This window comes from Pseudomonas sp. B707 (assembly GCF_022496685.1).
Classification (GTDB): Bacteria; Pseudomonadota; Gammaproteobacteria; order Pseudomonadales; family Pseudomonadaceae; genus Aquipseudomonas; species Aquipseudomonas paraglycinae.
Genome location: NZ_WTVE01000027.1, coordinates 14,460 through 38,646, shown reverse-complemented (window position 1 = coordinate 38,646; position 24,187 = coordinate 14,460). Strand labels below are relative to the sequence as shown.

The following is a 24,187-nucleotide window of genomic DNA, read 5'->3' as shown; positions in this document are numbered from 1 at the left end:
CCATGTTCGAACGCCTGATCCAGTTTGCCATCGAGCAGCGCATCATCGTGCTGCTCGCCGTTCTGCTCATGGCCGGCCTCGGCATCGCCAGTTATCAGAAGCTGCCGATCGACGCCGTGCCCGATATCACCAATGTCCAGGTACAGATCAACACCGGCGCGGCCGGGTTCTCGCCGCTGGAAACCGAGCAGCGCATCACCTTTCCGATTGAAACCGCGATGGCCGGCCTGCCGGCGCTGGAGCAGACGCGCTCGCTGTCGCGTTCGGGGTTGTCCCAGGTCACGGTGATCTTCAAGGACGGCACCGATCTGTTCTTTGCGCGGCAATTGGTCAACGAACGATTACAGTCGGCCAAGGAGCAGTTGCCCGAAGGCGTGGAAGCGGTGATGGGGCCGATTTCCACCGGTCTCGGCGAGATCTTCTTATGGACGGTCGAGACCAAAGAAGGCGCGCTGAAAGATGACGGCACGCCCTACACGCCGACCGACTTGCGGGTGATCCAGGACTGGATCATCAAGCCGCAACTGCGCAACGTCCCCGGCGTGGCCGAGATCAACACCATCGGCGGTTTTGCCAAGGAGTACCAGATTGCGCCCGACCCGAAAAAACTCGCGGCCTATAAACTGACCCTCACCGATCTGGTGACGGCGCTGGAGCGCAACAACGCCAACGTCGGCGCCGGCTACATCGAGCGCAGCGGCGAGCAATTGCTGATTCGCGCGCCGGGCCAGGTGGCGAGCACCGAGGACATCGCCAACATCGTCATGGCCAACGTCGACGGCACGCCGATCCGGATCAAGAACGTCGCCACCGTGGACATCGGCCGCGAACTGCGCAGCGGCGCCGCCACGGAAAATGGCCGCGAAGTGGTGCTCGGCACGGTGTTCATGTTGATCGGTGAAAACAGTCGCACGGTTTCCCAGGCCGTCGCCGCGAAGCTCGAACAGATCAACAAATCGTTGCCCGCCGGCGTGATCGCGGTGCCGGTGTACGACCGCACGCATCTGATCGACAAGGCCATCGCCACGGTGAAGAAGAACCTCGTCGAAGGCGCGATTCTGGTGATCGCTATCCTGTTTCTGTTCCTCGGCAATATCCGCGCTGCGCTGATCACGGCGATGGTGATTCCGCTGTCGATGTTGTTCACCTTCACCGGCATGTTCAGCAACAAGGTCAGCGCCAACCTGATGAGCCTCGGCGCGCTGGACTTCGGGATCATTGTCGACGGCGCGGTGGTAATCGTTGAAAACACCCTGCGCCGACTGGCCCATGCGCAGCAGCATCACGGGCGTCTGCTGACGCGATCCGAGCGTTTCCATGAAGTGTTTGCGGCAGCGAAAGAGGCGCGGCGACCGCTGATTTTCGGCCAGTTGATCATTATGGTCGTGTATCTGCCGATCTTCGCTCTGAGCGGCGTCGAGGGAAAAATGTTCCACCCGATGGCGTTCACCGTGGTCATCGCGTTGCTCGGCGCCATGCTCTTGTCCGTGACCTTTGTGCCGGCGGCGATTGCGTTGTTCGTGACCGGCAAGGTCAAGGAAGAAGAGGGCGTGGTGATGCGTGGTGCACGTCGCGTGTATGCACCGGCGCTGGCCTGGGTGATGTCGCATCGTGCTGTTGCCGTGGGTGCGGCGCTGGGCGTGATCGTCCTCAGTGGCGTGGTCACCAGCCGCATGGGCAGCGAGTTTGTGCCGAGTCTCAGCGAAGGCGATTTTGCCTTGCAGGCGTTGCGCGTGCCGGGCACCAGCCTGACGCAATCGGTGGATATGCAGCAGCGGCTGGAAACGTTGATCCTCAATAAAGTGCCGGAAGTCGAGCGCGTGTTCGCCCGCACCGGTACTGCGGAAATCGCCTCTGACCCGATGCCGCCGAACATCTCCGACAGCTACGTGATGCTCAAGCCCAAAGAGCAATGGCCTGACCCGGGCAAGTCCCGCGAAACCCTGATGGCCGAACTGCAACAGGCCGCGGCGACGCTGCCGGGCAGCAACTATGAACTGTCGCAGCCGATCCAGTTGCGCTTTAACGAACTGATCTCCGGCGTGCGCAGCGACGTGGCGGTCAAGGTGTTCGGCGATGACATGGACGTGCTCAACGCCACGGCGGCGAAGATTGCCGCCGCGATGCAGAAGGTCGACGGTGCGTCCGAGGTCAAGGTCGAGCAAACCACCGGTCTGCCGGTGCTGACCATCAACATCGACCGCGACAAGGCTGCGCGTTACGGGCTCAACGTCGGTGATGTGCAGGACACCATCGCGGTGGCCGTCGGCGGGCAGAAGGCCGGGACGTTGTATGAAGGTGACCGTCGATTCGACATGGTGGTGCGGTTGTCCGACGCCATGCGCAAGGACATCGACGGGTTGTCGGCGCTGCTGATTCCGGTGCCAGCGGCGGGTGGTGATGCTTCCAGTCAGATCGGTTTCATTGCGCTGAAGGACGTTGCCAGCCTCGATCTGGTGCTGGGGCCGAATCAGGTCAGCCGCGAAAACGGTAAGCGCCTGGTGATCGTCAGCGCCAACGTACGTGGGCGCGACATCGGTTCTTTCGTCGCCGAGGCGGGCGAGGTGATCGAGCGCGACGTGCAGGTGCCGGCGGGTTACTGGACCACCTGGGGCGGTCAGTTCGAGCAACTGCAATCGGCGGCCAAGCGCTTGCAGATCGTGGTGCCGGTGGCGTTGCTGCTGGTGTTCGGGTTGCTGTTCATGATGTTCAACAACCTCAAGGACGGCTTGCTGGTGTTCACCGGGATTCCGTTTGCGCTGACCGGCGGGGTCATGGCGTTGTGGCTTCGGGACATTCCGCTGTCGATCTCGGCGGGCGTCGGGTTTATCGCGCTGTCCGGCGTGGCGGTGCTCAACGGGCTGGTGATGATCGCGTTCATTCGCAACTTGCGGGAGGAAGGCCGGTCGTTGTCCGAAGCGATCCATGAAGGCGCGCTGACGCGATTGCGCCCGGTGTTGATGACGGCGCTGGTGGCGTCTTTAGGCTTCATTCCGATGGCTCTTGCGACCGGCACCGGGGCCGAGGTGCAGCGACCGCTGGCGACGGTGGTGATTGGCGGAATTCTGTCCTCGACCATTCTCACGCTGCTGATCCTGCCAGCGCTGTATCAGCTGGCGCATCGTCGGGACGAGGAATCCCCCACGGCTGCCTAGTCACTTTTTGCCTCAACTACAGGCCCGCGATTGCGGGCCTTTCTACATGACGGATATGTAATTTCGGCGCCACCGTCACGAAAGGTTCGGATTGTTACCTTGATCCCGTCAGTGACTTGAATGAGGAATCAACGATGAAACTTGCACAGATTGGCGCGTTTGCCGTGGCTCTGATGATGTCTTCGCTGGTGTTGGCCGAAGGTGGCGGGGATCGCACCTTCGACCGAATGATGACCGCCAACGAGCGCTCCATGGAGTTGTATGTCGCCAGGGAAAAGGCCCGCGACCCGGTTGTCGTCAATGAGAAGAAAGACGACACCACCAAGGACCTTTAAAAACGCCGCGCTGGAACAAGCCTGTCGTCCGAATTCCGATGCCGGGCTTTTTTGGAGGAATTGAACATGAAGTGGATCAAGTGGATGACCTTCGCCGGCGCCATGGCGATGTCTGTGAATGTGCTGGCCGAAGGCGGTGGTGATCGAACCTTCGAGCGAGCGTTCAGCGCCAACGCCAAGGCCATGGAGCAATACGCGGCCGAACGGGGCAAGGCGGCGCCCGTGGTGAAGGATTACGAATACGGAATGAAGCTTGATGTGGTGAAAATCGTCAGCGTTGTGAAGCCCCAGCCCGCTTGCGCCGTCGTCCCCACTGCGATGACCTATGAGGATTCGAACGGGCAGCTCAATACGCTCAAGTACCGCGTGGCGGGTGCTTGCCGGAACAGCGGCAGCTGATGCTGCGCACTTTCACGGTGTGCACCCGGCCATTGTGGTCATGCGCGGAAGACCCTGGCGTCTGCCGCGCTTTTGCGTTTGCGGGTTATTTGACTGGCAATGGCTCAGCAGTCGCGCCGGCAGTTACCGCAGGCGCTTCATGGCTCAGTTTGCGGCGGGCAATCTCTGCTCCACGCTGGCGCAGGGGCGTTTCGATAAAGCGGTAATTGAGCTCGCTCAGCACTACCAGCAGAACCAGAGACGTCGCTAACAGCTCAAGGGTAAAACGCCCGTCCAGAGGCACGCCCTGACTGGCGGCCACACGGGTCCAGATCTCTGTACTCAGGTGATTGGTGAAGACGTGAATCACGTAGAGTCCATAGGATCGCGAGCCGGCCCACTGCATGAAACCGCGCATGAAGGCCGGGCAGTAGATGTAACCCTTCTCGTAACTCGCCAGCCAGACAATCAGCACCGCGACGAGCGCGACCATGCCGACGGCAATCGGCATGGCTATCAGTTGTATGGCGACAGCACCCAGCATGTAGAGCAGAAAAAGCGTGCAGAACATGGATCTGGTCGAACTCTGCCCCAGCTCACGCGGTTCGATCTGCCGATAGAGGCGGGTTCGGGTAAACAGGCACAGGAGAATTCCCCAGAGCATTGCGTCCAGACGGAAGTACGTGAGGATGCTCATGGGGTGGCCGAAAGGATTTCGATCCACACCAAACTGCAAGGCAATGAGCGCGAACAGGACGATGACGCGCCAGCGTGGCGACGTTATGAACAGCAGAAAAAACGGAAAGACGAAGTAGAACTGCTCCTCCAGCGCCAGGCTCCAGTATTGGGGGCTGGAACCCAGCAGTGATTGGTAATGAGCGATGTTGCCAGTGAATGTTGCTACGGCAGTGAAACTGCGCAGATTGTCGTACCACGAGCCGAAGGCGTTCGACTGGTTGAACACAATGGAAAACAACAGCGGGAGGAGAATCCAGAGCCACGCAGTGGGCAACAGCCGGTAGGCGCGCCGTAGCCAGAAACAAGCGGCGGCCAGCCCCGGCTGGCCTTGCGCGCGGTGTTTGTCGAAATAGTCCAGATAGGCCTTGCTCACCACGAAACCGGAAATGCAGAAGAACAGATCGACCCCGGTCCAGGGCATGAAGACAGAAAAGATCCTCAGCAGCGTATCGGCGTGAAACGGCAGCATCATGTTGACGTGGCTCAAGAGGGTCATGGCGACGGCCGCGCCTCTCAAGTATTCGATTTCCAGGTTTTTACGCGCGCTCATCGATCCCTCGTTGTTCTTGTTTTTCAGCGCTGGCGAAGATGGCAGGTGACCGCTTGTCCGGTCAAGAAATCGATCTGTTATTTGCGGAACAAAAAAAAGCGCCCCGAAGGACGCCAAAGGATTCACCTCTTACCAAAGGAGCAAGGAGCTTCTAAAGGTGAATGGGCATTGCTCGTAAAACTCAGAGAATCGCCAGCGGGTATTCGACGATCACCCGTGCCTCATCCAGGTCCGACTCAAATGCCGTGGCTCTGGTCGTGGCCTGGCGCAGGCGCAGCGACAGGTCTTTCATCGAACCGCTCTGCACCACGTATTTGACTTCGATGTCACGCTCCCAGCGCTTCTGGTCGGTCAGTGGATTGCCGTCGGCATCGCGGCGCATGTACACGGCGTTGGCGTTGGAGTAATCGGCGTCGGTGCCGCGTGCATAACGGGTCATGAACGACAGGCCGGGCACGCCGTAGGGGGTCATGTCGAGGTCGTAGCGCACCATCCACGAGCGTTCTTTCGGCGAGTTGAAGTCGCTGTACTGGATCGAGTTGTCGAGGAAGATCGAGTCGGACTGGCGCAAGTAGTCGAAGTCGTCGTTGCCGTTGTTGCGCTGGTGGGAAAGGGCGACGGAATGCGCGCCGAGTTTCACGCCGACGCGGCCGCTCCAGATGTTGTTGTCGAACTCGCCGAGCAATTGTTTGCCCTCGTCGACCGCCTTGTAGTAATTCAGGCCGCCGAACAGCGACAGGTCATCCGACAGCGGATACGTCCAGGCGGTGCCGGCGTAGTACTGGTTCCAGGCATCTTTGAGGCGGCTGGAGTACAGGCTGAAACTCAGGTTTTTGTTCAGCGCGTAATCGCCGCCGCCGTAAGCGATCCACGGCGAGTTGACCGGGCCGGCATAGAAGGTCGCGAAGTTCTCGCGCAGGTCGCTGGACACCGGTTGACTCATCGCATGCAACCGGCCGCCCTGGATCGACAGGTCTTCGACGCTGTTGTTGGTCGCGGTCACACCGCGAAAGCTTTCCGGCAGCAATCGCGAATCACCTGCCGCGACCACCGGGTTGGCCGGGAACACATCACCGACTTTCACCACCGTATCGAAGGCCCGCACTTTGGCGGCGCCGCCGACCTTGGTGTATTCGTCCCGTGCTTCACCGTCGCTGTTGACCGGCAACACATCGAACGAACTGCGGCCACCGTTGCGGCCGTCGCCGGTGTCGAGCTTCAGGCCGATCATCGCAAATGCATCCACCCCGACCCCGACGGTGCCCTGGGTGAAACCGGATTCGAACTTGCCGATGATGCCGTGGGCCCAGGCTTCGGAGTATCCATTGCCGGTAGGGCTGGACTGACCGTTGCGGTGATCACGGTTGAAGTAAAGGTTACGGTTGAGCACCGTCAGGCTGCTGCCTTCGATAAACCTTTCGGGTTTTTCTTCTGCAAACACCGAGGACGGCCCGGCGCCGACGACCACTGCCAGAGCGGCCATCGATATTTTTGTGTTGTTAACCATCAATCACTCCTTGGGTTCGGCAGAACGGGAACGAGCTTCGGCGTGGGTTTTATTGTTCGACGGACAAGGGGCCCGCCGGCATGGTCGCCGGGTGACATCGTTGCAGGCTGCAGATAACGCGGAGGTGATTGGGGAATTACAATTTTGTCAGGTGGGGCGGGCGAAACTCACACACAGGGTGGGGTCTGATCGTTCCATGTATGCAAATGTTCGTTTCTACCGTTCGAAGCTATCCAGCACGTCTTCTGGCAGAGAGGTATCGATGTCATTGGGAAGTGTGAGTTGGCCCTTCATGGTTCCGATCCGTTGGGCGCGCGTTTTTTTCAAGGTGACTTTGTCTTTGCGTTCTTCGGCTAACGCCTTTAGGCCGTCCATCAACTCTGAAAAAATATCTCGCTTCATGGTTTCTGGATCTCCACTTGATGGGTGACTTTCGAATTTAACGGCATAGGCCAACTGCGTGATGTCAGCCGTTGCTCATCGTTTTGAAGGCAAATTCCTAAAAAGGGGAGGGCGTTGAAAATCAAAATCCCACAAAAACAAAAACGGCACCCGAAGGTGCCGTTTCTGTTTCTAGCCAACTATCGCTGAGCGATCAGCCCGCCAGGCCCGATTGCTGAACCAGGGTCAGCAGCGGTTGTGGGTAGACGCCGAGGAAGAACGCAACCACAGCGATTGCCAGCAGCATCACGCCGCCTGCTTTCTGTTCCCAGTGCAGTTGGGCGTCGTGGCGGCGCAGGTTTGGTTCGATCAGGTACAGGGTGACCATCACGCGCAGGTAGTAGAACACGCCGATGGCGCTGCCCAGTACCAGGGAACCTACCAGCCACCATTGGTGCGACTCGACACCGGTAGCGATGATGTAGAACTTGCCGATGAAGCCAGCGGTCAGCGGGATACCGGCCAGGGACAGCATCATCACGGTCAGTACGGCGGTCAGGTACGGACGGCGCCAGAACAGGCCGCGGTATTCGTACAGGGCGTCTGCGTCACGGCCGTTGTACGGCGAGGACATCAGGGTGATCACGCCGAAGGCGCCGAGGCTGGTGATCACGTAGGTGACCAGGTACACGCCGATGGCTTCCACCGCCAGACCCTTGCTCGCCACCAGTGCGATCAGCAGGTAGCCGAAGTGCGCGATGGAGGAGTAACCGAGCAGACGCTTGAGGTTGCTCTGGGTCAGGGCCAGCAGGTTACCGAACAGGATCGAAGCGATGGCGATGATGGTCAGCACGTTGCTCAGTACGCCACTGCTTGCGGCAGGGGAGATCTGGAACAGACGAACCATGACCGCGAACACAGCCACTTTCGACGCGGTGGCGAGGAACGCGGCCACCGGTGCCGGAGCACCTTCGTACACGTCCGGCGTCCACAAGTGGAACGGTACCAGCGACAGCTTGAACGCCAGACCGATCAGCATCATGCCCAGGCCCAGTTGTGCCAGCGAGCTTGGCAAGCCGGTCGCGGCCAGGGCCTGACCGATACCGACGAAGCTCAGCGAACCCGAGTCTGCGTACAGCAGCGCCATACCGAACAGCAGGAACGCGGAACCGGCGGCCGACAGCACCATGTACTTGATGCCGGCTTCCAGCGAACGCTTGTTGAAGAAGGCGTAGGCCACCAGACCGTAGACCGGCACCGACAGCAGTTCCAGACCGATGAACAGGCCGGCCAGGTGCTGCGCGCTGACCAGAACCAGGCCACCGGCGGCGGCCATCAGGATCAGCAGGTACAGTTCTTCACGGTTGCCCGGGTAACCCGAACCGCCATCGCCGAGGTAGGCGTGGGCGAGGGTGACGCAAGCGAGGGTGGCGACCAGGATCAGCGCCATGTACAGGCAGGCAAAGGTGTCGATCTGCAGCAATGGAGTCACGGCCAGAGGCGCGACTTTCAGCGCTGGCAGGATCGACAGCAAGGCCAGGTTCAGACCTGCCACCGAAATCAGGAAGGTCTGCGAGTGGTTGCGGCGCCAGGCGATTGCCAGCATCACCACGATAATGGTGAGGCTGGTGATCAACAGTGGCGCAAGCGCAATAAAGTGTTGAATCGTGAATTCCATAGCGCTCTTACCGGGCCGAAGCGAGTTGAGTGAAGGCGGTGCCGAGCCACTGCTGCACGCCATGCATCGTGGCGGCAGAAGTGTCGAGGAACGGTTGCGGGTAGACGCCGAGGTAAATCAGCAGTACCGCAAGGCCCAGCACCATGATCAGTTCGCGACCGTCCATGCCGTGCAGGATCGAATCCGATTTGGACGGACCAAAGTAAGCGCGGTGGATCATGATCAGCGAGTAGACCGAACCGAACACCAGACCGGAGGTGGCAATCGCGGTGATCCATGGAGCACTGGCGAACGTACCGATCAGGATCAGGAACTCGCCGACGAAGTTACCGGTACCCGGCAGACCCAGAGAGGCGGCTGCGAAGAACAGGCTGATCGCCGGCAGGTAAGCGATACGCGACCACAGACCGCCCATCTCACGCATGTCACGAGTATGCAGACGCTCGTACAGCTGACCGCTGAGGATAAACAGTGCCGCCGCCGACAGACCGTGCGCCAGCATCTGGATCACGGCACCTTGCAGCGCCAGTTGGCTGCCGGAGTAGATGCCGATCAGTACGAAGCCCATGTGGGAAACGGACGAGAAGGCGATCAGACGCTTGATGTCGGTTTGCGCGAAAGCGAGGAACGCACCGTAGAAGATCCCGATCAGACCGAGGGTCATGGCGATCGGCGCGAATTCGGCCGAGGCGTTCGGGAACAGCGGCAGGGCGAAACGCAGCAGACCGTAGGCCGCGGTTTTCAGCAAGATACCGGCGAGGTCGACGGAACCTGCAGTCGGCGCCTGGGCGTGAGCGTCAGGCAGCCAGGAGTGAAACGGAACCACTGGCAGCTTGACCGCGAAGGCGATGAAGAAGCCGAGCATCAGAATGTACTCGGTGGTCATCGACATCTTGGTCTTCAACAGATCGGCGTAGTTGAAGGTGATCACGCCGGTGCTGTTGTAGTTGACCAGGACCAGACCGAGGATCGCCACCAGCATGATCAGGCCGGAAGCCTGAGTGAAGATGAAGAACTTGGTCGCGGCGTAGATACGGGTTTTCTTGCCGTCCGAAGAACTGTGACCCCAGAGCGCGATGAGGAAGTACATCGGCACCAGCATCATTTCCCAGAAGAAGAAGAACATGAACAGGTCGAGGGCCAGGAACACGCCGACAACGCCGCCCAGGATCCACATCAGGTTCAGGTGGAAGAAGCCAACGTGACGTTGAATCTCTTTCCACGAGCAGAGTACCGACAGGATACCCAGCAGACCGGTCAGCAGGATCATCAGCAGCGACAGGCCGTCGAGGGCCAGGTGCACGTTGATGCCGAAGCGCTGGATCCAGACGTGCTTGAACTCAAGCGCCCAGGTCGGATCGGCGCCAGGCGCCGGAGCAAATGAATAGTCACCGTGGGCCCACAGCCAGAGGCCGAGGGCGAGTTCCAGGGTCATGGTCAACAGCGCAATCCAGCGGGGGAGGGTGGCGCCGAAGCGCTCACCCAGCCAGCACAGCAGGCCGCCGATGAAGGGGATCAGGATTAGCCAAGGCAGAATCATGACGGGCTCGTTTCCTTTCGCAAATTCGCAAGGTTCATATCAGACCGCTACCAGCACGACAGCGCCGATGACCAACACGGCACCAGCAGCCATCGAAGCAGCGTACCAACGCAGTTGACCGGTTTCGGTACGGCTCAGGGCGGTGTGACCACCCTTGGCCATGCGCGGGATCAGACCGATGGTCTGGTCGAGCGGGTCTTTGCGCAGCATGTGGCTGATCGCAAGGTACGGCTTCACGAACAGTTTGTCGTAGATCCAGTCGAAGCCCCAGGCAGCGAACCACCAGGCCGAAAGGAGACGGCCGATGCCGCTGTTGGCAATCGCGGTCACGAAGCGACGCTTGCCGAGGAACAGCAGGGCCGCCAGCAGGATACCGGCCAGGGCGATGGCGCCCGAAGCGATTTCCAGACTGTGCTTGGCTTCGCCACCGGCATGGCCAACGCTCTCGGGCAGTACGCCGTGCAGCGGTGGAACGATCATGGCGCCGACGAAGGTCGACAGCACGATCAGCACCGACAGCGGCAGCCAGTGAGCGATGCCGTGACCGGCGTGGGCTTCGGTCTTGGCTTCACCATGGAACGCGATGAAGATCAGGCGGAAGGTGTAAAGCGACGTCATGAATGCGCCGACCAGACCTGCGTAAAGCAGACCGTGGTTGCCGCTGGCGAACGCTTCCCAGAGGATTTCGTCCTTGGAGTAGAAACCTGCAGTCACCAGTGGCAGGGCGGCCAGAGCGGCACCACCGACGATGAAGCTGGCGTAGGCCAGCGGCAGTTTCTTCCACAGGCCGCCCATCTTGAAGATGTTCTGCTCGTGGTGGCAGGCAACGATCACCGCACCGGAGGCAAGGAACAGCAGGGCCTTGAAGAAGGCGTGGGTCATCAGGTGGAAGATCGCGCCTTCCCAGGCGCCAACGCCCAGCGCCAGGAACATGTAGCCGATCTGGCTCATGGTCGAGTAGGCGAGGATACGTTTGATGTCGGTTTGTACCAGCGCGGCAAAACCGGCCAGTACCAGGGTCACACCACCAACGATGCCGACCAGGTGCAGGATGTCCGGCGCCAAGGCGAACAGACCGTGGGTACGGGCGATCAGGTAGACACCGGCAGTCACCATGGTTGCGGCGTGGATCAGTGCCGAAACCGGGGTAGGACCGGCCATCGCGTCCGCCAGCCAGGTCTGCAGCGGCAGTTGCGCCGATTTACCGACCGCACCACCCAGCAGCATCAGGGTCGCCAGCACGATCCAGAAATCGCCGACCTTGAAGTGCTCAGGCGCCTTCACCAGCAGTTCCTGGACGTTCAGCGTGCCCAGTTGCTGGAACAGGATGAACAGGCCGATCGCCATGAACACGTCGCCGATACGGGTGACGATGAAGGCTTTGAGTGCGGCGTTACCGTTGTTGCGGTTGCTGTAGTAGAAGCCGATCAACAGGTACGAGCACAGGCCCACGCCTTCCCAACCGAAGTAGATGAACAGCAGGTTATCGCCCAGGATCAGGAACAGCATGCTGGCGATGAACAGGTTGGTGTACGAGAAGAAGCGCGAGTAACCGTCTTCGCCACGCATGTACCACGATGCAAACAGGTGGATCAGGAAGCCGACACCAACGACCACACCGAGCATGGTCACGGACAGACCATCCAGGTACAGCGCGAAGTCAGGCTGGAAACCTTCCACCGACATCCAGCGCCACAGCACCTGGGTGTAGACGCCACCTTCCGGTGGCGCGACGTTGAATTGCCAGATCACGTAGGCCGCGACGATGGCAGACAGGCCGATGGAGCCGACACCGATCAGCGCCGACAGGTTTTCCGAGAAGCGGCCGCGCGAGAACGACAGCAACAGGAACCCGATCAGAGGGAATACGAAAGTCAGAAAGAGTAGGTTCATCCGCGCATCTCACTGGCAGCGTCGATATCGAGCGTGTGGAAGCGGCGATACAGTTGCAGCAGGATCGCCAGGCCAATACTGGCTTCGGCGGCTGCAAGGCTGATCACCAGGATGAACATGATCTGTCCATCCGGTTGCGCCCAGCGGGCGCCCGCAACGATGAAGGCCAGTGCAGAGGCGTTCATCATCACTTCCAGACTCATCAACACGAACAAAATGTTGCGGCGGACCATCAGGCCGACCAGACCAAGGCAGAACAGGATGCCGGCGACGGCCAATCCATGTTCGAGAGGGATAGCAGGCATGTCTTACTCCTTCGCCTCGTTACGGCCCAAATGGAACGCCGTGACGGCTGCAGCGAGCAGCAGCATCGAGGCGAGTTCGACCACCAGCAGATACGGACCGAACAGGCTGATGCCCACGGCTTTTGCATCGACGGTGGTGTGGCCGATGGCCTGACCGCTCTGGTGAGCGAACAGCACATACAGCAGTTCGGCCAGCAGCAGGGCGGCGAGAATGACCGGCCCCGCCCAGATCCCGGGCTTGAGCCAGGTGCGTTCCTGCTGAACCGAGGCGGGACCGAGGTTCAGCATCATCACCACGAACACGAACAGCACCATGATGGCGCCAGCGTAGGCGATCACTTCCAGCACGCCGGCGAACGGAGCGCCGAGTGCGAAGAAGGTCATGGCCACGGCGATCAACGAAATGATCAGGTAGAGCAGGGCGTGCACAGGATTGGTGTTGGTGACCACACGCAATGTGGACACAACAGCGATACCCGATGCGAAATAGAAAGCGAATTCCATCGTTCTTCCTTAAGGCAGCAAGCTCTTCACGTTGATCGGCTCGGCTTCGTTTTGTGCGGCGCCTTTCGGCTTGCCCGCAACGGCCATACCTGCAACACGATAGAAGTTGTAATCAGGGTTTTTGCCGGGGCCGGAGATCAGCAGATCTTCTTTCTCGTACACCAGGTCCTGACGTTTGAACTCGGCCATCTCGAAATCCGGGGTCAGCTGGATCGCGGTGGTCGGGCAGGCTTCCTCGCAGAGACCGCAGAAAATGCAGCGCGAGAAGTTGATACGGAAGAAGTCCGGGTACCAGCGACCGTCTTCGGTTTCAGCTTTCTGCAGCGAGATGCAACCCACCGGGCAAGCCACGGCGCACAGGTTGCAGGCTACGCAGCGTTCTTCGCCATCGGGGTCACGGGTCAGGACGATGCGACCACGGTAGCGTGGTGGCAGGTAGACCGGCTCTTCCGGGTATTGCAGGGTGTCGCGCTTGCGAAAGCCATGGCCGAAGACCATGACCAGGCTGCGCAACTGGGTACCGGTACCCTTAACGATGTCGCCAATATATTTGAACATGGGTCAAATCCTCACTGAACCGCAACCGCAGGCGTGTTCCACAACACGATTGCAGCGGTCACCAGCAAATTGATCAGGGTCAGTGGCAGGCAGAATTTCCAGCTGAAATCCATCACCTGGTCATAACGCGGACGCGGGATGGAAGCGCGCAGCAGGATGAACAGCATGATGAAGAACGCGGTCTTCAGTGCGAACCAGACGAAGGACAGTTGCGGCAGGATGCCGAACGGACCGTGCCAGCCACCGAAGAACAGGGTGACCAGCAGCGCCGAGATCAGGATGATGCCGATGTATTCACCGACGAAGAACATGCCCCATTTCATACCGGCGTATTCAATGTGGTAACCGTCGGCCAGTTCCTGTTCCGCTTCCGGCTGGTCGAACGGGTGACGGTGAGTCACGGCCACGCCAGCGATGAAGAAGGTACAGAAGCCGAAGAACTGCGGAATGATGAACCACAGGTTCTGCGCCTGGTACTCGACGATGTCGCGCATGTTGAACGAGCCGACCTGCACCACGATGCCCATCAGGGCCAGGCCCATGAACACTTCGTAGGACACGGTCTGCGCCGAGGCACGCAAGCTGCCGAGAAGGGCGAACTTGTTGTTACTCGACCAGCCGGCGAACAGCACCGCGTAGACCGACAGACCGGCCATGGCGAAGAAGAACAGCAGGCCGATGTTCAGATCCGCCACGCCCCAGGTCGGGGTGATCGGGATGATCGCGAAAGCGATCAGCAGGGCGGACATGGCCACCACCGGTGCCAGGGTGAAAATCACCTTGTCGGCAAACGGCGGGGTCCAGTCTTCCTTGAAGAACATCTTCAGCATGTCGGCCGCGATCTGGAACATGCCGAACGGACCCACGCGGTTCGGACCGTAACGGTCCTGCCACCAGCCCAGCAGGCGACGCTCGACAAAGCTGAGCAACGCGCCTGCGACCACCACGGCCAGCAGGATCACGATGGCCTTGATGACCGTCAGGATCACATCGATCACTTCAGGGGTGAACCAGGTCATTGCGCTGCCTCCTGCAGACCATCAACGGTTTGGCCGAAAATCGCCGGCGGAATGCCTGCCAGACCGGCCGGCAGTGCAACCAGGCCAGCGCCCAGCTCTTCATTGATGCGCAGCGGCAGACGCAGGGTCTGGCCGGCAACATTGAGGCTCAGCAATGCGCCGTCGTTGACGCCCAGACGGTCCGCTTCGGACTTGGCCAGTGCAACGTAGGCGGCCGGGATGCGTTCCTGGACCGGAGCGGCTTTCGACGAGTTCTCGTCGCTGCCGAACAGGTGGTAGAACGGCACGGCTTGCCAGGTGCCCTGGGCCGGGTTGAACGCGCGCGGAACACTGGCGAACCAGTTCAGCGAATCACCGGTGCTCTCGATCAGGCGGGTGCCCGGATCGCCAGCGCGCAGGTGACCACCGACTTCGTCCTGGAACTTGTTCCAGGCTTGCGGCGAGTTCCAGCCCGGCGACCAGGCGAACGGCACTTGCTGACGCGGTTCGGCGGAGCCCGAGTAACCTTCCATCGAGAAGGCGAACGCGGTGTCCTTGTCTTGCGGGGTGCGTGGTTCGTGAACGCTGATGTCGGCGCGCATCGCGGTGCGACCGGAGTAACGCAGCGGCTCACGCGCCAGTTTCAGACCCTTGATGCGGAACGAGGCGGACGGAGCGGCGTCGACGATGCGCGCCAGTTGCGGCGTGCTCGAAGCAACGGCAGCGGTCACGTGGTCGAGTTGCGTCCAGTCGATCGGCTGGTTCAGCAGGGTGGCGCGCAGGGCGTGCAGCCAGCGCCAGCCTTCGTGGACCAGAATGCTCGCGTCCATGTATTGCGGGTCAAAAACCTGGAAGAAGCGCTGGGCGCGACCTTCCTGGCTGACCAGCGTACCGTCGCCTTCAGCGAAGCTGGCGGCTGGCAGAACCAGATGCGCGCGATCGCTGGTGGCGGTCTTCTGATGGTCGGCAACGATCACTACTTTCGCAGCGTTCAGTGCCGCATCGACCTTGGCCTTGGCGGTGCGGGTGTACAGATCGTTTTCCAGCACGACGATGGCGTCGGCCTTGCCGTCGATGACCGCTTGCAGCGCGGCATCAACCGATTCGCCACCGAGCATGGCCAGGCCGAGGCTGTTGGCTTCCGGCACGATCAGGCTGATCGAACCGTTCTTCTCGCGCAGCTTCAGGGCCTTGGCGATGTTCGCAGCGGCTTCGATCAAGGCTTTGGAGCCCAGCGAAGTACCGGCGATGATCAGTGGACGCTTGGCCGCGAGCAGTGCGTCGGCGATGCGCTTGGCCAGTTCCAGGGCTTCGGCGTCCAGACCTTCAACGGCAGGGGCGCTGGCGTCCAGGGCGTGAGCCACGGCGAAACCGATGCGGGCCAGATCGTCCGGAGCGGCGTGTACGCATTCTTCGGCGATGTCGTCGAGCTTGGTTTCAGCCAGGCTGGCGATGAACAGCGGGTTCAGCTCGTGCTGACCGATGTTCTTCACGGCGGCGTCGAGCCAAGGCTGGACGCGCATGGCTTCGGCCATGTCTTCGGCCTTGCCTTTTACCGCCTGACGCAGGGCCAGGGCCATGCGGGCAGCGGTCTGGGTCAGGTCTTCACCGAGGACGAACACGGCGTCGTGGTCTTCGATGTCGCGCATGTTCGGCACTGGCAGCGGGCTGTCTTTCAGCACTTGCAGGACCAGACGGATGCGTTCCAGCTCGGAGGCTTCGATACCGGAGTAGAAGTGCTCGGCGCCTACCAGTTCACGCAACGCGTAGTTGCTTTCCAGGCTGGCACGCGGCGAACCGATACCGACGATGTTGCGACCGCGCAGCAGGTCGGCGGCTTTGTCCAGCGCAGCATCCAGGCCAAGCTTGGTGCCGTCGGCCAGCAGCGGCTGACGTGGACGGTCGGTGCGGTTGACGTAGCCATAACCGAAACGGCCACGGTCGCACAGGAAGTACTGGTTCACCGAACCGTTGTAACGGTTTTCGATGCGACGCAGTTCGCCGTAACGCTCGCCCGGGGAGATGTTGCAACCGCTCGAGCAGCCATGGCAGATGCTCGGCGAGAACTGCATGTCCCACTTGCGGTTGTAGCGCTCGGAGTGAGTCTTGTCGGTGAACACACCGGTCGGGCAGACCTCGGTGAGGTTGCCGGAGAACTCGCTTTCGAGGGTGCCGTCTTCAACGCGACCGAAGTACACGTTGTCGTGGGCGCCAAATACACCGAGGTCGGTGCCGCCGGCGTAATCCTTGTAGAAACGCACGCAGCGGTAGCAGGCGATGCAGCGGTTCATTTCGTGGGAAATGAACGGGCCCAGTTGCTGGTTCTGGTGGGTACGTTTGGTGAAGCGATAACGGCGCTCGTTGTGGCCGGTCATCACGGTCATGTCTTGCAGGTGGCAGTGACCGCCTTCCTCGCACACAGGGCAGTCGTGCGGGTGGTTGGTCATCAGCCATTCAACAACACTGGCGCGAAACGCCTTGGATTCTTCATCGTCGATGGAGATCCAAGTGTTGTCGGTGGCAGGGGTCATGCAGGACATGACGATGCGACCACGGGTGTCGTTCTCGTCGGTGTACTGCTTGACCGCGCACTGGCGGCAGGCCCCGACGCTACCAAGCGCGGGGTGCCAGCAGAAATAAGGGATGTCGAGGCCCAGCGACAGACATGCCTGTAACAGGTTGTCTGCCCCGTCGACTTCGAGCGCTTTGCCGTCTACGTGGATAGTGGCCATGGTTCAAAGGTCTTCGTTGGCCCGGTGTCAGCGGGCGTGGCTAATGGAATCTTGTTATCCGTCCGAATCCAGTCAGCCCCGAAAGGCGTCATCGGACGAAAGGCGAAGGGCACGGACCCTTCGCCTTTTCTAAGCGTTTACGCGCCGACTACGATCGGCTTCGCCAGAGGCGGGACGGTGGCGCTTGCAGGCGCGATACCGGCTTCGAACTCTGGACGGAAGTATTTGATGGCACTGCCCAACGGCTCCACGGCACCCGGTGCGTGAGCACAGAAGGTCTTGCCCGGGCCGAGGAAGTTGACCAGACCCAGCAGGGTCTCGATGTCGCCTGGCTGGCCGCGACCTTGTTCGATCGCCATCAAGAGCTTGACGCTCCATGGCAAACCATCACGGCACGGGGTGCAGAAGCCGCAGGATTCGCGAGCGAAGAACTGCTCCATGTTGCGCAGCAGGGACACCATGTTGACGCTGTCGTCCACCGCCATGGCCAGGCCGGTACCCATACGGGTGCCCACTTTGGCGATGCCGCCGGCGTACATTTGTGCGTCGAGGTGTTCCGGCAACAGGAAACCGGTACCGGCGCCGCCTGGCTGCCAGGCTTTCAGCTTGAAGCCGTCGCGCATGCCGCCGGCGTAGTCTTCGAACAGTTCGCGACCGGTCACGCCGAATGGCAGTTCCCAAAGGCCAGGGTTCTTGACCTTGCCGGAGAAGCCCATGAGCTTGGTGCCCATGTCTTCGCTGCCGTCGCGGGCCAACGATTTGTACCAGTCCACGCCGTCGGCAATGATCGCCGGCACGTTGCACAGGGTTTCAACGTTGTTCACGCAGGTCGGCTTGCCCCACACGCCAACGGCGGCAGGGAAGGGTGGTTTGGAGCGCGGGTTGGCGCGGCGACCTTCGAGGGAGTTGATCAGTGCGGTTTCTTCACCGCAGATGTAACGCCCGGCGCCGGTGTGGACGAACAGCTCGAAATCGAAGCCGCTGCCCAGGATGTTCTTGCCCAGCAGGCCGGCAGCCTTGGCTTCTTCCACGGCACGGTTCAGGTGCTTGGCAGCGGTGGTGTACTCGCCACGCAGGAAGATGTAGCCACGGTAGGTTTTCAGCGCGCGGGCGCTGATCAGCATGCCTTCGATCAGCAGATGGGGCAGTTGCTCCATCAGCATGCGGTCTTTCCAGGTGTTCGGCTCCATTTCATCCGCGTTGCACAGCAGGTAGCGGATGTTGATGGATTCGTCTTTTGGCATCAGGCCCCACTTCACGCCAGTGGGGAAGCCTGCACCGCCGCGACCCTTGAGGCCGGCGTCTTTCACGGTCTGGACGATGGCGTCCTGATCCATGTCGGCGAAGGCCTTGCGCGCAGCGGCGTAACCGTTCTTGGCCTGGTACTCGTCGAGCCACACGGCTTCGCCGTCGTCACGCAGGCGCCAGGTCAGCGGGTGAGTCTCGGCCGAACGCTGGATGCGGTTGGCCGGGCCGAAAGAAGTCAGGGTCATACGTAGCCCTCGAGCAGTTTGGCGACGCCGGCAGGCTGGACATCGCCAAAGGTGTCGTCATCGATCATCAGCGCCGGTGCCTTGTCGCAGTTGCCGAGGCAGCAGACCGGCAGCAGAGTGAAGCGACCGTCGGCAGTGGTCTGACCCAGGCCGATACCCAGGTTGTTCTGGATTTCGCTGACCACCGACTCGTGGCCGCCGATGTAGCAGACCATGCTGTCGCAGACGCGAATGATGTGACGGCCGACCGGCTGACGGAAGATCTGGCTGTAGAACGTGGCCACGCCTTCAACGTCGCTGGCCGGGATGCCGAGGATCTCGCCGATGGCGTACAGGGCGCCGTCCGGCACCCAGCCGCGTTCCTTCTGAACGATCTTCAGGGCTTCGATCGACGCCGCGCGCGGGTCTTCGTAGTGATGCAGCTCGTGCTCGATGGCCGAGCGCTCGGTTTCACTCAATGTGAAACGGTCTGTCTGGATAAGCGTGCTGTTCATGCTTAGCGGTCCACGTCGGCCATAACGAAATCGATACTACCCAGGTACGCAATCAGGTCCGCGACCATGCTGCCTTTGATCACCGAAGGGATCTGTTGCAGATGCGGGAAGCTCGGAGTACGGATCCGGGTACGGTAGCTCATGGTGCCGCCGTCGCTCGTCAGGTAATAACTGTTGATGCCCTTGGTCGCTTCGATCATCTGGAAGGATTCGTTGGCCGGCATGACCGGGCCCCACGAAACCTGCAGGAAGTGCGTGATCAGGGTTTCGATGTGCTGCAGCGTGCGCTCTTTCGGCGGCGGCGTGGTCAGCGGGTGATCCGCCTTGTACGGGCCTTCCGGCATGTTGCGCAGGCATTGGTCGATGATCTTGACGCTCTGGCGCATCTCTTCGACGCGAACCATGCAGCGGTCGTAGGCATCGCCGTTGGCAGCCAGCGGTACTTCGAACTCGAAGTTCTCGTAGCCGGAGTACGGACGCGCTTTACGCAGGTCGAAATCGCAACCGGTGGAACGCAGGCCGGCGCCGGTGACGCCCCATTCCAGGGCCTCTTTGGTGTTGTACTGGGCAACGCCGATGGTACGACCCTTGAGGATGCTGTTCTGCAGGGCGGCCTTGGTGTATTCGTCGAGGCGCTTTGGCAGCCATTCAACGAAGTCTTTCACCAGTTTTTCCCAGCCGCGCGGCAGGTCGTGGGCGACGCCACCGATGCGGTACCAGGCCGGGTGCAGGCGGAAACCGGTGATGGCTTCGATCACCGTGTACGCCTTCTGGCGGTCGGTGAAGGTGAAGAACACCGGAGTCATGGCGCCGACGTCCTGGATGTAGGTACCCAGGAACAGCAGGTGGCTGGTGATCCGGAAGAACTCGGCCATCATGATGCGGATGACGTCGACCTTCTCTGGCACCTTGATGCCGGCCAGCTTCTCGACCGAGAGCACGTACGGCAGGTTGTTCATCACGCCGCCGAGGTAATCGATACGGTCGGTGTACGGAATGAAGCTGTGCCAGGACTGACGCTCGGCCATCTTCTCGGCACCACGGTGGTGGTAACCGATGTCCGGAACGCAGTCGACGATCTCTTCACCGTCCAGTTGCAGGATGATGCGGAACGCACCGTGAGCCGAAGGGTGGTTCGGACCCAGGTTGAGGAACATGTAGTCCTCGTTCGCCCCGGAACGCTTCATGCCCCAGTCTTCAGGACGGAAACGCGCGGCTTCTTCCTCAAGCTGTTGCTTGGCCAGGTTCAGGCTGAACGGATCGAATTCAGTGGCGCGCGCCGGGAAGTCCTTGCGCAGCGGGTGACCTTCCCAGGTCGGCGGCATCATGATGCGCGACAGGTGCGGGTGACCTTTGAAGTCGATGCCGTACATGTCCCAGACTTCACGCTCGTACCAGTTGGCGTTCGGCCAGATGCTGGTGACGGTCGGCAAGCTGAGGTCGCTCTCGGACAAGGCGACCTTGATCATCACGTCACTATTACGTTCCAGCGACATGAGGTGATAGAACACGGTGAAATCGGCCCCGCTCGGCAGCCCTTGACGCTTGGTGCGCAGACGCTCATCCACGCCGTGCAGGTCATAGAGCATGACGTACGGCTTGGGCAGGTTGCGCAGGAAGGTCAGGACTTCGACGAGTCTGGCGCGAGCCACCCACAGCACCGGCATGCCGGTGCGGGTCGGCTGAGCGGTGAACGCTTCGGCGCCAAAACGGTTGTTCAGTTCGACGACCACATCCTGGTCGTCTGCCTTATAAGGCGGGATGTACAGAGCACTGCCTGTAGTCATGGTTATTTTTTCGCTTTCGGTCAACGTAAAGAATGAAGCCAGCTTCTCGTTTCTTTGAAACAGACTGGATCAGACTTCGTCAGGGCTGCGCAGGTTGGTGACTGCGATTCGCTGTTCGCGGCGCTGTTCCTTCTGCGAAGGCATGTCGGCGCGATAAACGCCTTGATCGCCAACGACCCAGGAAAGTGGGCGACGCTCCTGGCCAATGGATTCCTGCAACAGCATCAAGCCTTGCAGAAATGCTTCTGGACGGGGCGGGCAGCCAGGTACGTAGACGTCAACGGGCAGGAACTTGTCCACCCCCTGAACCACGGAGTAGATGTCGTACATGCCGCCGGAGTTGGCGCACGAACCCATCGAGATCACCCACTTGGGCTCGAGCATCTGCTCGTACAGGCGCTGAATGATCGGCGCCATCTTGATGAAGCAGGTCCCGGCGATAACCATGAAGTCGGCCTGACGCGGTGATGCCCGGATAACTTCGGCGCCGAAGCGCGCGATGTCGTGGGGCGCCGTGAAGGCGGTGGTCATTTCCACGTAGCAGCACGACAGACCGAAGTTGTACGGCCACAGGGAGTTCTTACGTCCCCAGTTGACCGCGCCACTCAGCACGTCTTCCAGCTTGCCCATGAAAATGTTTTTGTGGACTTGATCCTCTAACGGATCGGAAACGGTTTCCCGCTGGCCGATCGGATATTGCTCGTTAGGAGCATCGGGGTCGATTCTGGTGAGATTGTATTGCATTGCCAAAGCCTCATTGTTTCAGCTTCGCCTGCCGCTTGCGACGAGCTTCCGGAGCCCAGTCAAGGGCGCCCACTCGGAACAGGTAGACAAGACCTGCCAACAGAATTGCTATGAAAACGAGAGCTTCGACGAATCCGGTCCAGCCGCTTTCGCGGACGGACACAGACCATGCAAAGAGAAAGAGGGCTTCGATATCGAAGATCACGAACAGCATCGCGACCAGATAGAATTTGGCTGAGAGCCGCAAGCGGGCGCCACCGGTAGGTAGCATGCCGGACTCGAACGGTTCGTTTTTGCTGCGGCCCCAGGCTTTTGACCCGAGGAGGCTGGAGACACCGAGCATGAAGGCACACAGGCCGACTACACCCAGAAGGAAAATGGCAAAGCCCCAGTTGTGGGCCATGAGTCCTGTCGCTTCGGGCATGCTGGAAATCCTTAACAGAGAGCAAAGGTCTCTGAGCTTGATAAAGAAATAAGGCAGTGACGATATGTCGCAGCAATCAATCGCGCTGATTTTATGGCTAAACACCCGGCAAGTAAAATTCCTATAGCGAAATTATTTATTGGAATAAGGACATAGCGCGCCTCGAAGGGCCCGCAGCCCATGCGTTGCGGGCATTAGCCGGAATTTCAAGAATTATGTTTTGTAGGAAATGTAACGAACATAGTTGCCGCTAAATGATAATTAATATCGTTTGGGGTGGTTTCGTAACTGTTTAACGGGTCAGTAGTTGGGAAGTTGTCTTATATGCGCGTTACTGCAAGTAGCGGCGGCGCCCGTTTTAGCCGATTTTTGCGATGCGGATACCGCTCTGGATCAATGTTTTGCCTGACAGGTTGTGCCAATTCCTGAGGCGCTCGGAAAACCGCAGGCAAAAAAAACGCCCCGAACCAGTCGGGGCGTCAGTTTTTCGGCAATGCGGTTAGCTTTCTATACGGTCCGCAAAGGCCGTTCGCTCAGGCGAAGTCGATCAGTGGAACTGTTCTTCTTCGGTCGAACCGGTCAGCGCGGTCACCGAGGACGTGCCGCCCTGGATCACGGTGGTCATGTCGTCGAAGTAGCCAGTGCCCACTTCCTGCTGGTGAGCCACGAACGTGTAACCCTTGGCGGCGTCAGCGAATTCCTGCTCTTGCAGCTTCACGTAGGCAGTCATGTCGTTGCGGGCGTAGTCGTGCGCCAGGTTGAACATGCTGTGCCACATGTTGTGAATGCCGGCCAGGGTGATGAACTGGTGCTTGTAACCCATGGCGGACAGTTCGCGCTGGAACTTGGCGATGGTCGCGTCGTCCAGGTTTTTCTTCCAGTTGAAGGAAGGCGAGCAGTTGTACGACAGGATCTGGTCCGGATATTCCTTTTTGATCGCTTCAGCGAAACGACGGGCTTCGTCCAGGTCCGGCTTGGCGGTTTCGCACCAGATCAGGTCGGCGTACGGCGCGTAGGCCAGGCCGCGGGCGATTGCCTGGTCCAGGCCTGCACGAACCTTGTAGAAACCTTCCTGAGTACGGGTGCCAGTCACGAACGGCTGGTCGTACGGGTCGCAGTCGGAAGTCAGCAGGTCGGCAGCGTTGGCGTCGGTACGGGCCAGGATGATGGTCGGTACACCGGCAACGTCGGCAGCCAGACGTGCAGCGGTCAGCTTCTGTACGGCTTCCTGGGTTGGAACCAGAACCTTGCCGCCCATGTGGCCGCATTTCTTCACGGAGGCCAGCTGGTCTTCGAAGTGAACGCCGGCGGCGCCTGCTTCGATCATGCTCTTCATCAGCTCGTAGGCGTTCAGTACGCCGCCGAAGCCGGCTTCGGCGTCAGCCACGATTGGCGCGAAGTAGTCGATGTAGCCTTCGTCGCCCGGGTTCTTGCCGGCTTTCCACTGGATCTGGTCGGCACGACGGAACGAGTTGTTGATGCGCTTGACCACGGTTGGCACCGAGTCCACCGGGTACAGCGACTGGTCCGGGTACATCGATTCGGCGGAGTTGTTATCCGCAGCGACTTGCCAGCCCGACAGGTAGATCGCCTGGATACCGGCTTTGACCTGTTGCACAGCCTGGCCGCCGGTCAGGGCGCCCATGCAGTTGACGAAATCTTTCTCTGGGCGGAAGGACGGCTTGGCACCCTGGGTGACCAGGTTCCACAGTTTTTCGGCGCCCATTTTTGCAAAGGTGTGCTCTGGTTGAACCGAGCCACGCAGACGGACGACGTCAGCAGCGGAGTAATTGCGAGTCACGCCTTTCCAGCGCGGGTTTTCAGCCCAGTCTTTTTCAAGGGCTGCAATTTGCTGTTCGCGTGTCAGTGCCATGGAGATAAACCTCGTCGCGTCTTTATGAAAAGTTGTTCTGCGGTGGAAAATTCCTTGCGCTCGCTGACCAGAAGCTTAGGTGGTCAGGTCGGGTTCGGCGGGGCAGGCGACGGGATGAAC

General features: G+C 60.3%; 20 protein-coding genes. 3 read left to right on the top strand and 17 right to left on the bottom strand.

What is annotated here, in order from left to right; genetic code table 11:
• Positions 1-2 precede the first annotated feature (2 nt).
• The 3 genes from GQX66_RS16855 to GQX66_RS16845 all read left to right on the top strand — a co-directional run bounded on the left by GQX66_RS16855 (position 3) and on the right by GQX66_RS16845 (position 3,889).
• Positions 3-3,155: a CusA/CzcA family heavy metal efflux RND transporter gene (locus tag GQX66_RS16855; RefSeq protein WP_240870100.1), complete on the top strand. Its 3,153-nt coding sequence runs from the start codon at positions 3-5 to the stop codon at positions 3,153-3,155.
• 134 nt (positions 3,156-3,289) lie between these two features.
• Positions 3,290-3,490, top strand: a complete 201-nt coding sequence (locus GQX66_RS16850) for a co-regulatory protein PtrA N-terminal domain-containing protein (protein ID WP_134023543.1) — start codon at positions 3,290-3,292, stop codon at positions 3,488-3,490.
• A gap of 66 nt (positions 3,491-3,556) precedes the next feature.
• Entirely contained in the window at positions 3,557-3,889 is a 333-nt protein-coding gene (locus tag GQX66_RS16845) for a DUF2790 domain-containing protein (RefSeq protein ID WP_085745975.1), read from the top strand.
• A gap of 85 nt (positions 3,890-3,974) precedes the next feature.
• On the opposite strand, the gene GQX66_RS16840 is transcribed toward GQX66_RS16845, so the two are convergent.
• The 17 genes from GQX66_RS16840 to aceA form a co-directional block, all read right to left on the bottom strand.
• Positions 3,975-5,156 (bottom strand): acyltransferase, encoded by a 1,182-nt coding sequence (locus GQX66_RS16840; protein ID WP_085745976.1) that lies wholly within the window; start codon positions 5,154-5,156, stop codon positions 3,975-3,977.
• 181 nt (positions 5,157-5,337) lie between these two features.
• A complete protein-coding gene (locus GQX66_RS16835) occupies positions 5,338-6,663 on the bottom strand; it encodes an OprD family porin (RefSeq protein ID WP_240870099.1) in 1,326 nt (441 codons plus the stop codon).
• A gap of 216 nt (positions 6,664-6,879) precedes the next feature.
• On the bottom strand, positions 6,880-7,065 hold the full coding sequence (locus GQX66_RS16830; RefSeq protein ID WP_102687963.1) for a hypothetical protein: 186 nt from the start codon (positions 7,063-7,065) through the stop codon (positions 6,880-6,882).
• 193 nt (positions 7,066-7,258) lie between these two features.
• The gene (gene nuoN, locus GQX66_RS16825) at positions 7,259-8,722 is read right to left on the bottom strand and encodes an NADH-quinone oxidoreductase subunit NuoN (protein ID WP_011334964.1); all 1,464 of its coding nucleotides are present in this window, start codon (positions 8,720-8,722) and stop codon (positions 7,259-7,261) included.
• 7 nt (positions 8,723-8,729) lie between these two features.
• Complete coding sequence (nuoM, locus tag GQX66_RS16820; RefSeq protein ID WP_011334963.1) at positions 8,730-10,262, bottom strand: NADH-quinone oxidoreductase subunit M; 1,533 nt, start codon at positions 10,260-10,262, stop codon at positions 8,730-8,732.
• A 39-nt stretch (positions 10,263-10,301) separates the two neighbouring features.
• Positions 10,302-12,155, bottom strand: a complete 1,854-nt coding sequence (gene nuoL, locus GQX66_RS16815; RefSeq protein WP_085612666.1) for an NADH-quinone oxidoreductase subunit L — start codon at positions 12,153-12,155, stop codon at positions 10,302-10,304.
• Positions 12,152-12,460, bottom strand: a complete 309-nt coding sequence (gene nuoK / locus GQX66_RS16810; protein WP_003180046.1) for an NADH-quinone oxidoreductase subunit NuoK — start codon at positions 12,458-12,460, stop codon at positions 12,152-12,154. The genes nuoL and nuoK overlap by 4 nt, the downstream gene beginning before the upstream one ends.
• Before the next feature lie 3 nt (positions 12,461-12,463).
• Positions 12,464-12,964: an NADH-quinone oxidoreductase subunit J gene (gene nuoJ, locus GQX66_RS16805; protein ID WP_007951462.1), complete on the bottom strand. Its 501-nt coding sequence runs from the start codon at positions 12,962-12,964 to the stop codon at positions 12,464-12,466.
• 9 nt (positions 12,965-12,973) lie between these two features.
• On the bottom strand, positions 12,974-13,522 hold the full coding sequence (gene nuoI, locus GQX66_RS16800) for an NADH-quinone oxidoreductase subunit NuoI (RefSeq protein WP_007951461.1): 549 nt from the start codon (positions 13,520-13,522) through the stop codon (positions 12,974-12,976).
• 11 nt (positions 13,523-13,533) lie between these two features.
• On the bottom strand, positions 13,534-14,541 hold the full coding sequence (gene nuoH, locus GQX66_RS16795; protein ID WP_007951460.1) for an NADH-quinone oxidoreductase subunit NuoH: 1,008 nt from the start codon (positions 14,539-14,541) through the stop codon (positions 13,534-13,536).
• Positions 14,538-17,252 carry an NADH-quinone oxidoreductase subunit NuoG gene (nuoG, locus tag GQX66_RS16790; protein ID WP_240870097.1) on the bottom strand — a complete coding sequence of 905 codons (2,715 nt, stop codon included), beginning with the start codon at positions 17,250-17,252 and terminating at the stop codon, positions 14,538-14,540. The genes nuoH and nuoG overlap by 4 nt, the downstream gene beginning before the upstream one ends.
• Positions 17,253-17,389: 137 nt before the next feature.
• A complete protein-coding gene (nuoF, locus tag GQX66_RS16785; protein ID WP_085745980.1) occupies positions 17,390-18,745 on the bottom strand; it encodes an NADH-quinone oxidoreductase subunit NuoF in 1,356 nt (451 codons plus the stop codon).
• Positions 18,742-19,239: an NADH-quinone oxidoreductase subunit NuoE gene (nuoE, locus tag GQX66_RS16780; protein ID WP_003223804.1), complete on the bottom strand. Its 498-nt coding sequence runs from the start codon at positions 19,237-19,239 to the stop codon at positions 18,742-18,744. The genes nuoF and nuoE overlap by 4 nt, the downstream gene beginning before the upstream one ends.
• 2 nt (positions 19,240-19,241) lie before the next feature.
• Positions 19,242-21,026 (bottom strand): NADH-quinone oxidoreductase subunit C/D, encoded by a 1,785-nt coding sequence (gene nuoC, locus GQX66_RS16775; protein WP_179694430.1) that lies wholly within the window; start codon positions 21,024-21,026, stop codon positions 19,242-19,244.
• Positions 21,027-21,095: 69 nt separating this feature from the next.
• On the bottom strand, positions 21,096-21,770 hold the full coding sequence (locus tag GQX66_RS16770; protein ID WP_007951456.1) for an NADH-quinone oxidoreductase subunit B: 675 nt from the start codon (positions 21,768-21,770) through the stop codon (positions 21,096-21,098).
• Positions 21,771-21,780: 10 nt separating this feature from the next.
• Positions 21,781-22,194, bottom strand: a complete 414-nt coding sequence (locus GQX66_RS16765) for an NADH-quinone oxidoreductase subunit A (RefSeq protein WP_003223812.1) — start codon at positions 22,192-22,194, stop codon at positions 21,781-21,783.
• Positions 22,195-22,741: 547 nt separating this feature from the next.
• Entirely contained in the window at positions 22,742-24,067 is a 1,326-nt protein-coding gene (aceA, locus tag GQX66_RS16760) for an isocitrate lyase (protein WP_011334956.1), read from the bottom strand.
• Between the last annotated feature and the right edge of the window lie 120 nt (positions 24,068-24,187).

What these genes read in the sequence shown, in the direction of transcription:
- nuoK (WP_003180046.1), bottom strand. Translation starts at nt 12,460, where the DNA reads ATGCCTGCTATCCCTCTCGAACATGGATTGGCCGTCGCCGGCATCCTG.
- aceA (WP_011334956.1), bottom strand. Translation starts at nt 24,067, where the DNA reads ATGGCACTGACACGCGAACAGCAAATTGCAGCCCTTGAAAAAGACTGG.
- GQX66_RS16840 (WP_085745976.1), bottom strand. Translation starts at nt 5,156, where the DNA reads ATGAGCGCGCGTAAAAACCTGGAAATCGAATACTTGAGAGGCGCGGCC.
- GQX66_RS16765 (WP_003223812.1), bottom strand. Translation starts at nt 22,194, where the DNA reads ATGCCCGAAGCGACAGGACTCATGGCCCACAACTGGGGCTTTGCCATT.
- GQX66_RS16855 (WP_240870100.1), top strand. Translation starts at nt 3, where the DNA reads ATGTTCGAACGCCTGATCCAGTTTGCCATCGAGCAGCGCATCATCGTG.
- GQX66_RS16850 (WP_134023543.1), top strand. Translation starts at nt 3,290, where the DNA reads ATGAAACTTGCACAGATTGGCGCGTTTGCCGTGGCTCTGATGATGTCT.
- nuoN (WP_011334964.1), bottom strand. Translation starts at nt 8,722, where the DNA reads ATGGAATTCACGATTCAACACTTTATTGCGCTTGCGCCACTGTTGATC.
- nuoF (WP_085745980.1), bottom strand. Translation starts at nt 18,745, where the DNA reads ATGACCCTGACTTCTTTCGGCCCGGCCAACCGCATCCAGCGTTCGGCC.
- nuoJ (WP_007951462.1), bottom strand. Translation starts at nt 12,964, where the DNA reads ATGGAATTCGCTTTCTATTTCGCATCGGGTATCGCTGTTGTGTCCACA.
- GQX66_RS16845 (WP_085745975.1), top strand. Translation starts at nt 3,557, where the DNA reads ATGAAGTGGATCAAGTGGATGACCTTCGCCGGCGCCATGGCGATGTCT.
- GQX66_RS16835 (WP_240870099.1), bottom strand. Translation starts at nt 6,663, where the DNA reads ATGGTTAACAACACAAAAATATCGATGGCCGCTCTGGCAGTGGTCGTC.
- nuoG (WP_240870097.1), bottom strand. Translation starts at nt 17,252, where the DNA reads ATGGCCACTATCCACGTAGACGGCAAAGCGCTCGAAGTCGACGGGGCA.
- GQX66_RS16770 (WP_007951456.1), bottom strand. Translation starts at nt 21,770, where the DNA reads ATGCAATACAATCTCACCAGAATCGACCCCGATGCTCCTAACGAGCAA.
- nuoL (WP_085612666.1), bottom strand. Translation starts at nt 12,155, where the DNA reads ATGAACCTACTCTTTCTGACTTTCGTATTCCCTCTGATCGGGTTCCTG.
- nuoH (WP_007951460.1), bottom strand. Translation starts at nt 14,541, where the DNA reads ATGACCTGGTTCACCCCTGAAGTGATCGATGTGATCCTGACGGTCATC.
- nuoC (WP_179694430.1), bottom strand. Translation starts at nt 21,026, where the DNA reads ATGACTACAGGCAGTGCTCTGTACATCCCGCCTTATAAGGCAGACGAC.
- nuoE (WP_003223804.1), bottom strand. Translation starts at nt 19,239, where the DNA reads ATGAACAGCACGCTTATCCAGACAGACCGTTTCACATTGAGTGAAACC.
- nuoM (WP_011334963.1), bottom strand. Translation starts at nt 10,262, where the DNA reads ATGATTCTGCCTTGGCTAATCCTGATCCCCTTCATCGGCGGCCTGCTG.
- nuoI (WP_007951461.1), bottom strand. Translation starts at nt 13,522, where the DNA reads ATGTTCAAATATATTGGCGACATCGTTAAGGGTACCGGTACCCAGTTG.
- GQX66_RS16830 (WP_102687963.1), bottom strand. Translation starts at nt 7,065, where the DNA reads ATGAAGCGAGATATTTTTTCAGAGTTGATGGACGGCCTAAAGGCGTTA.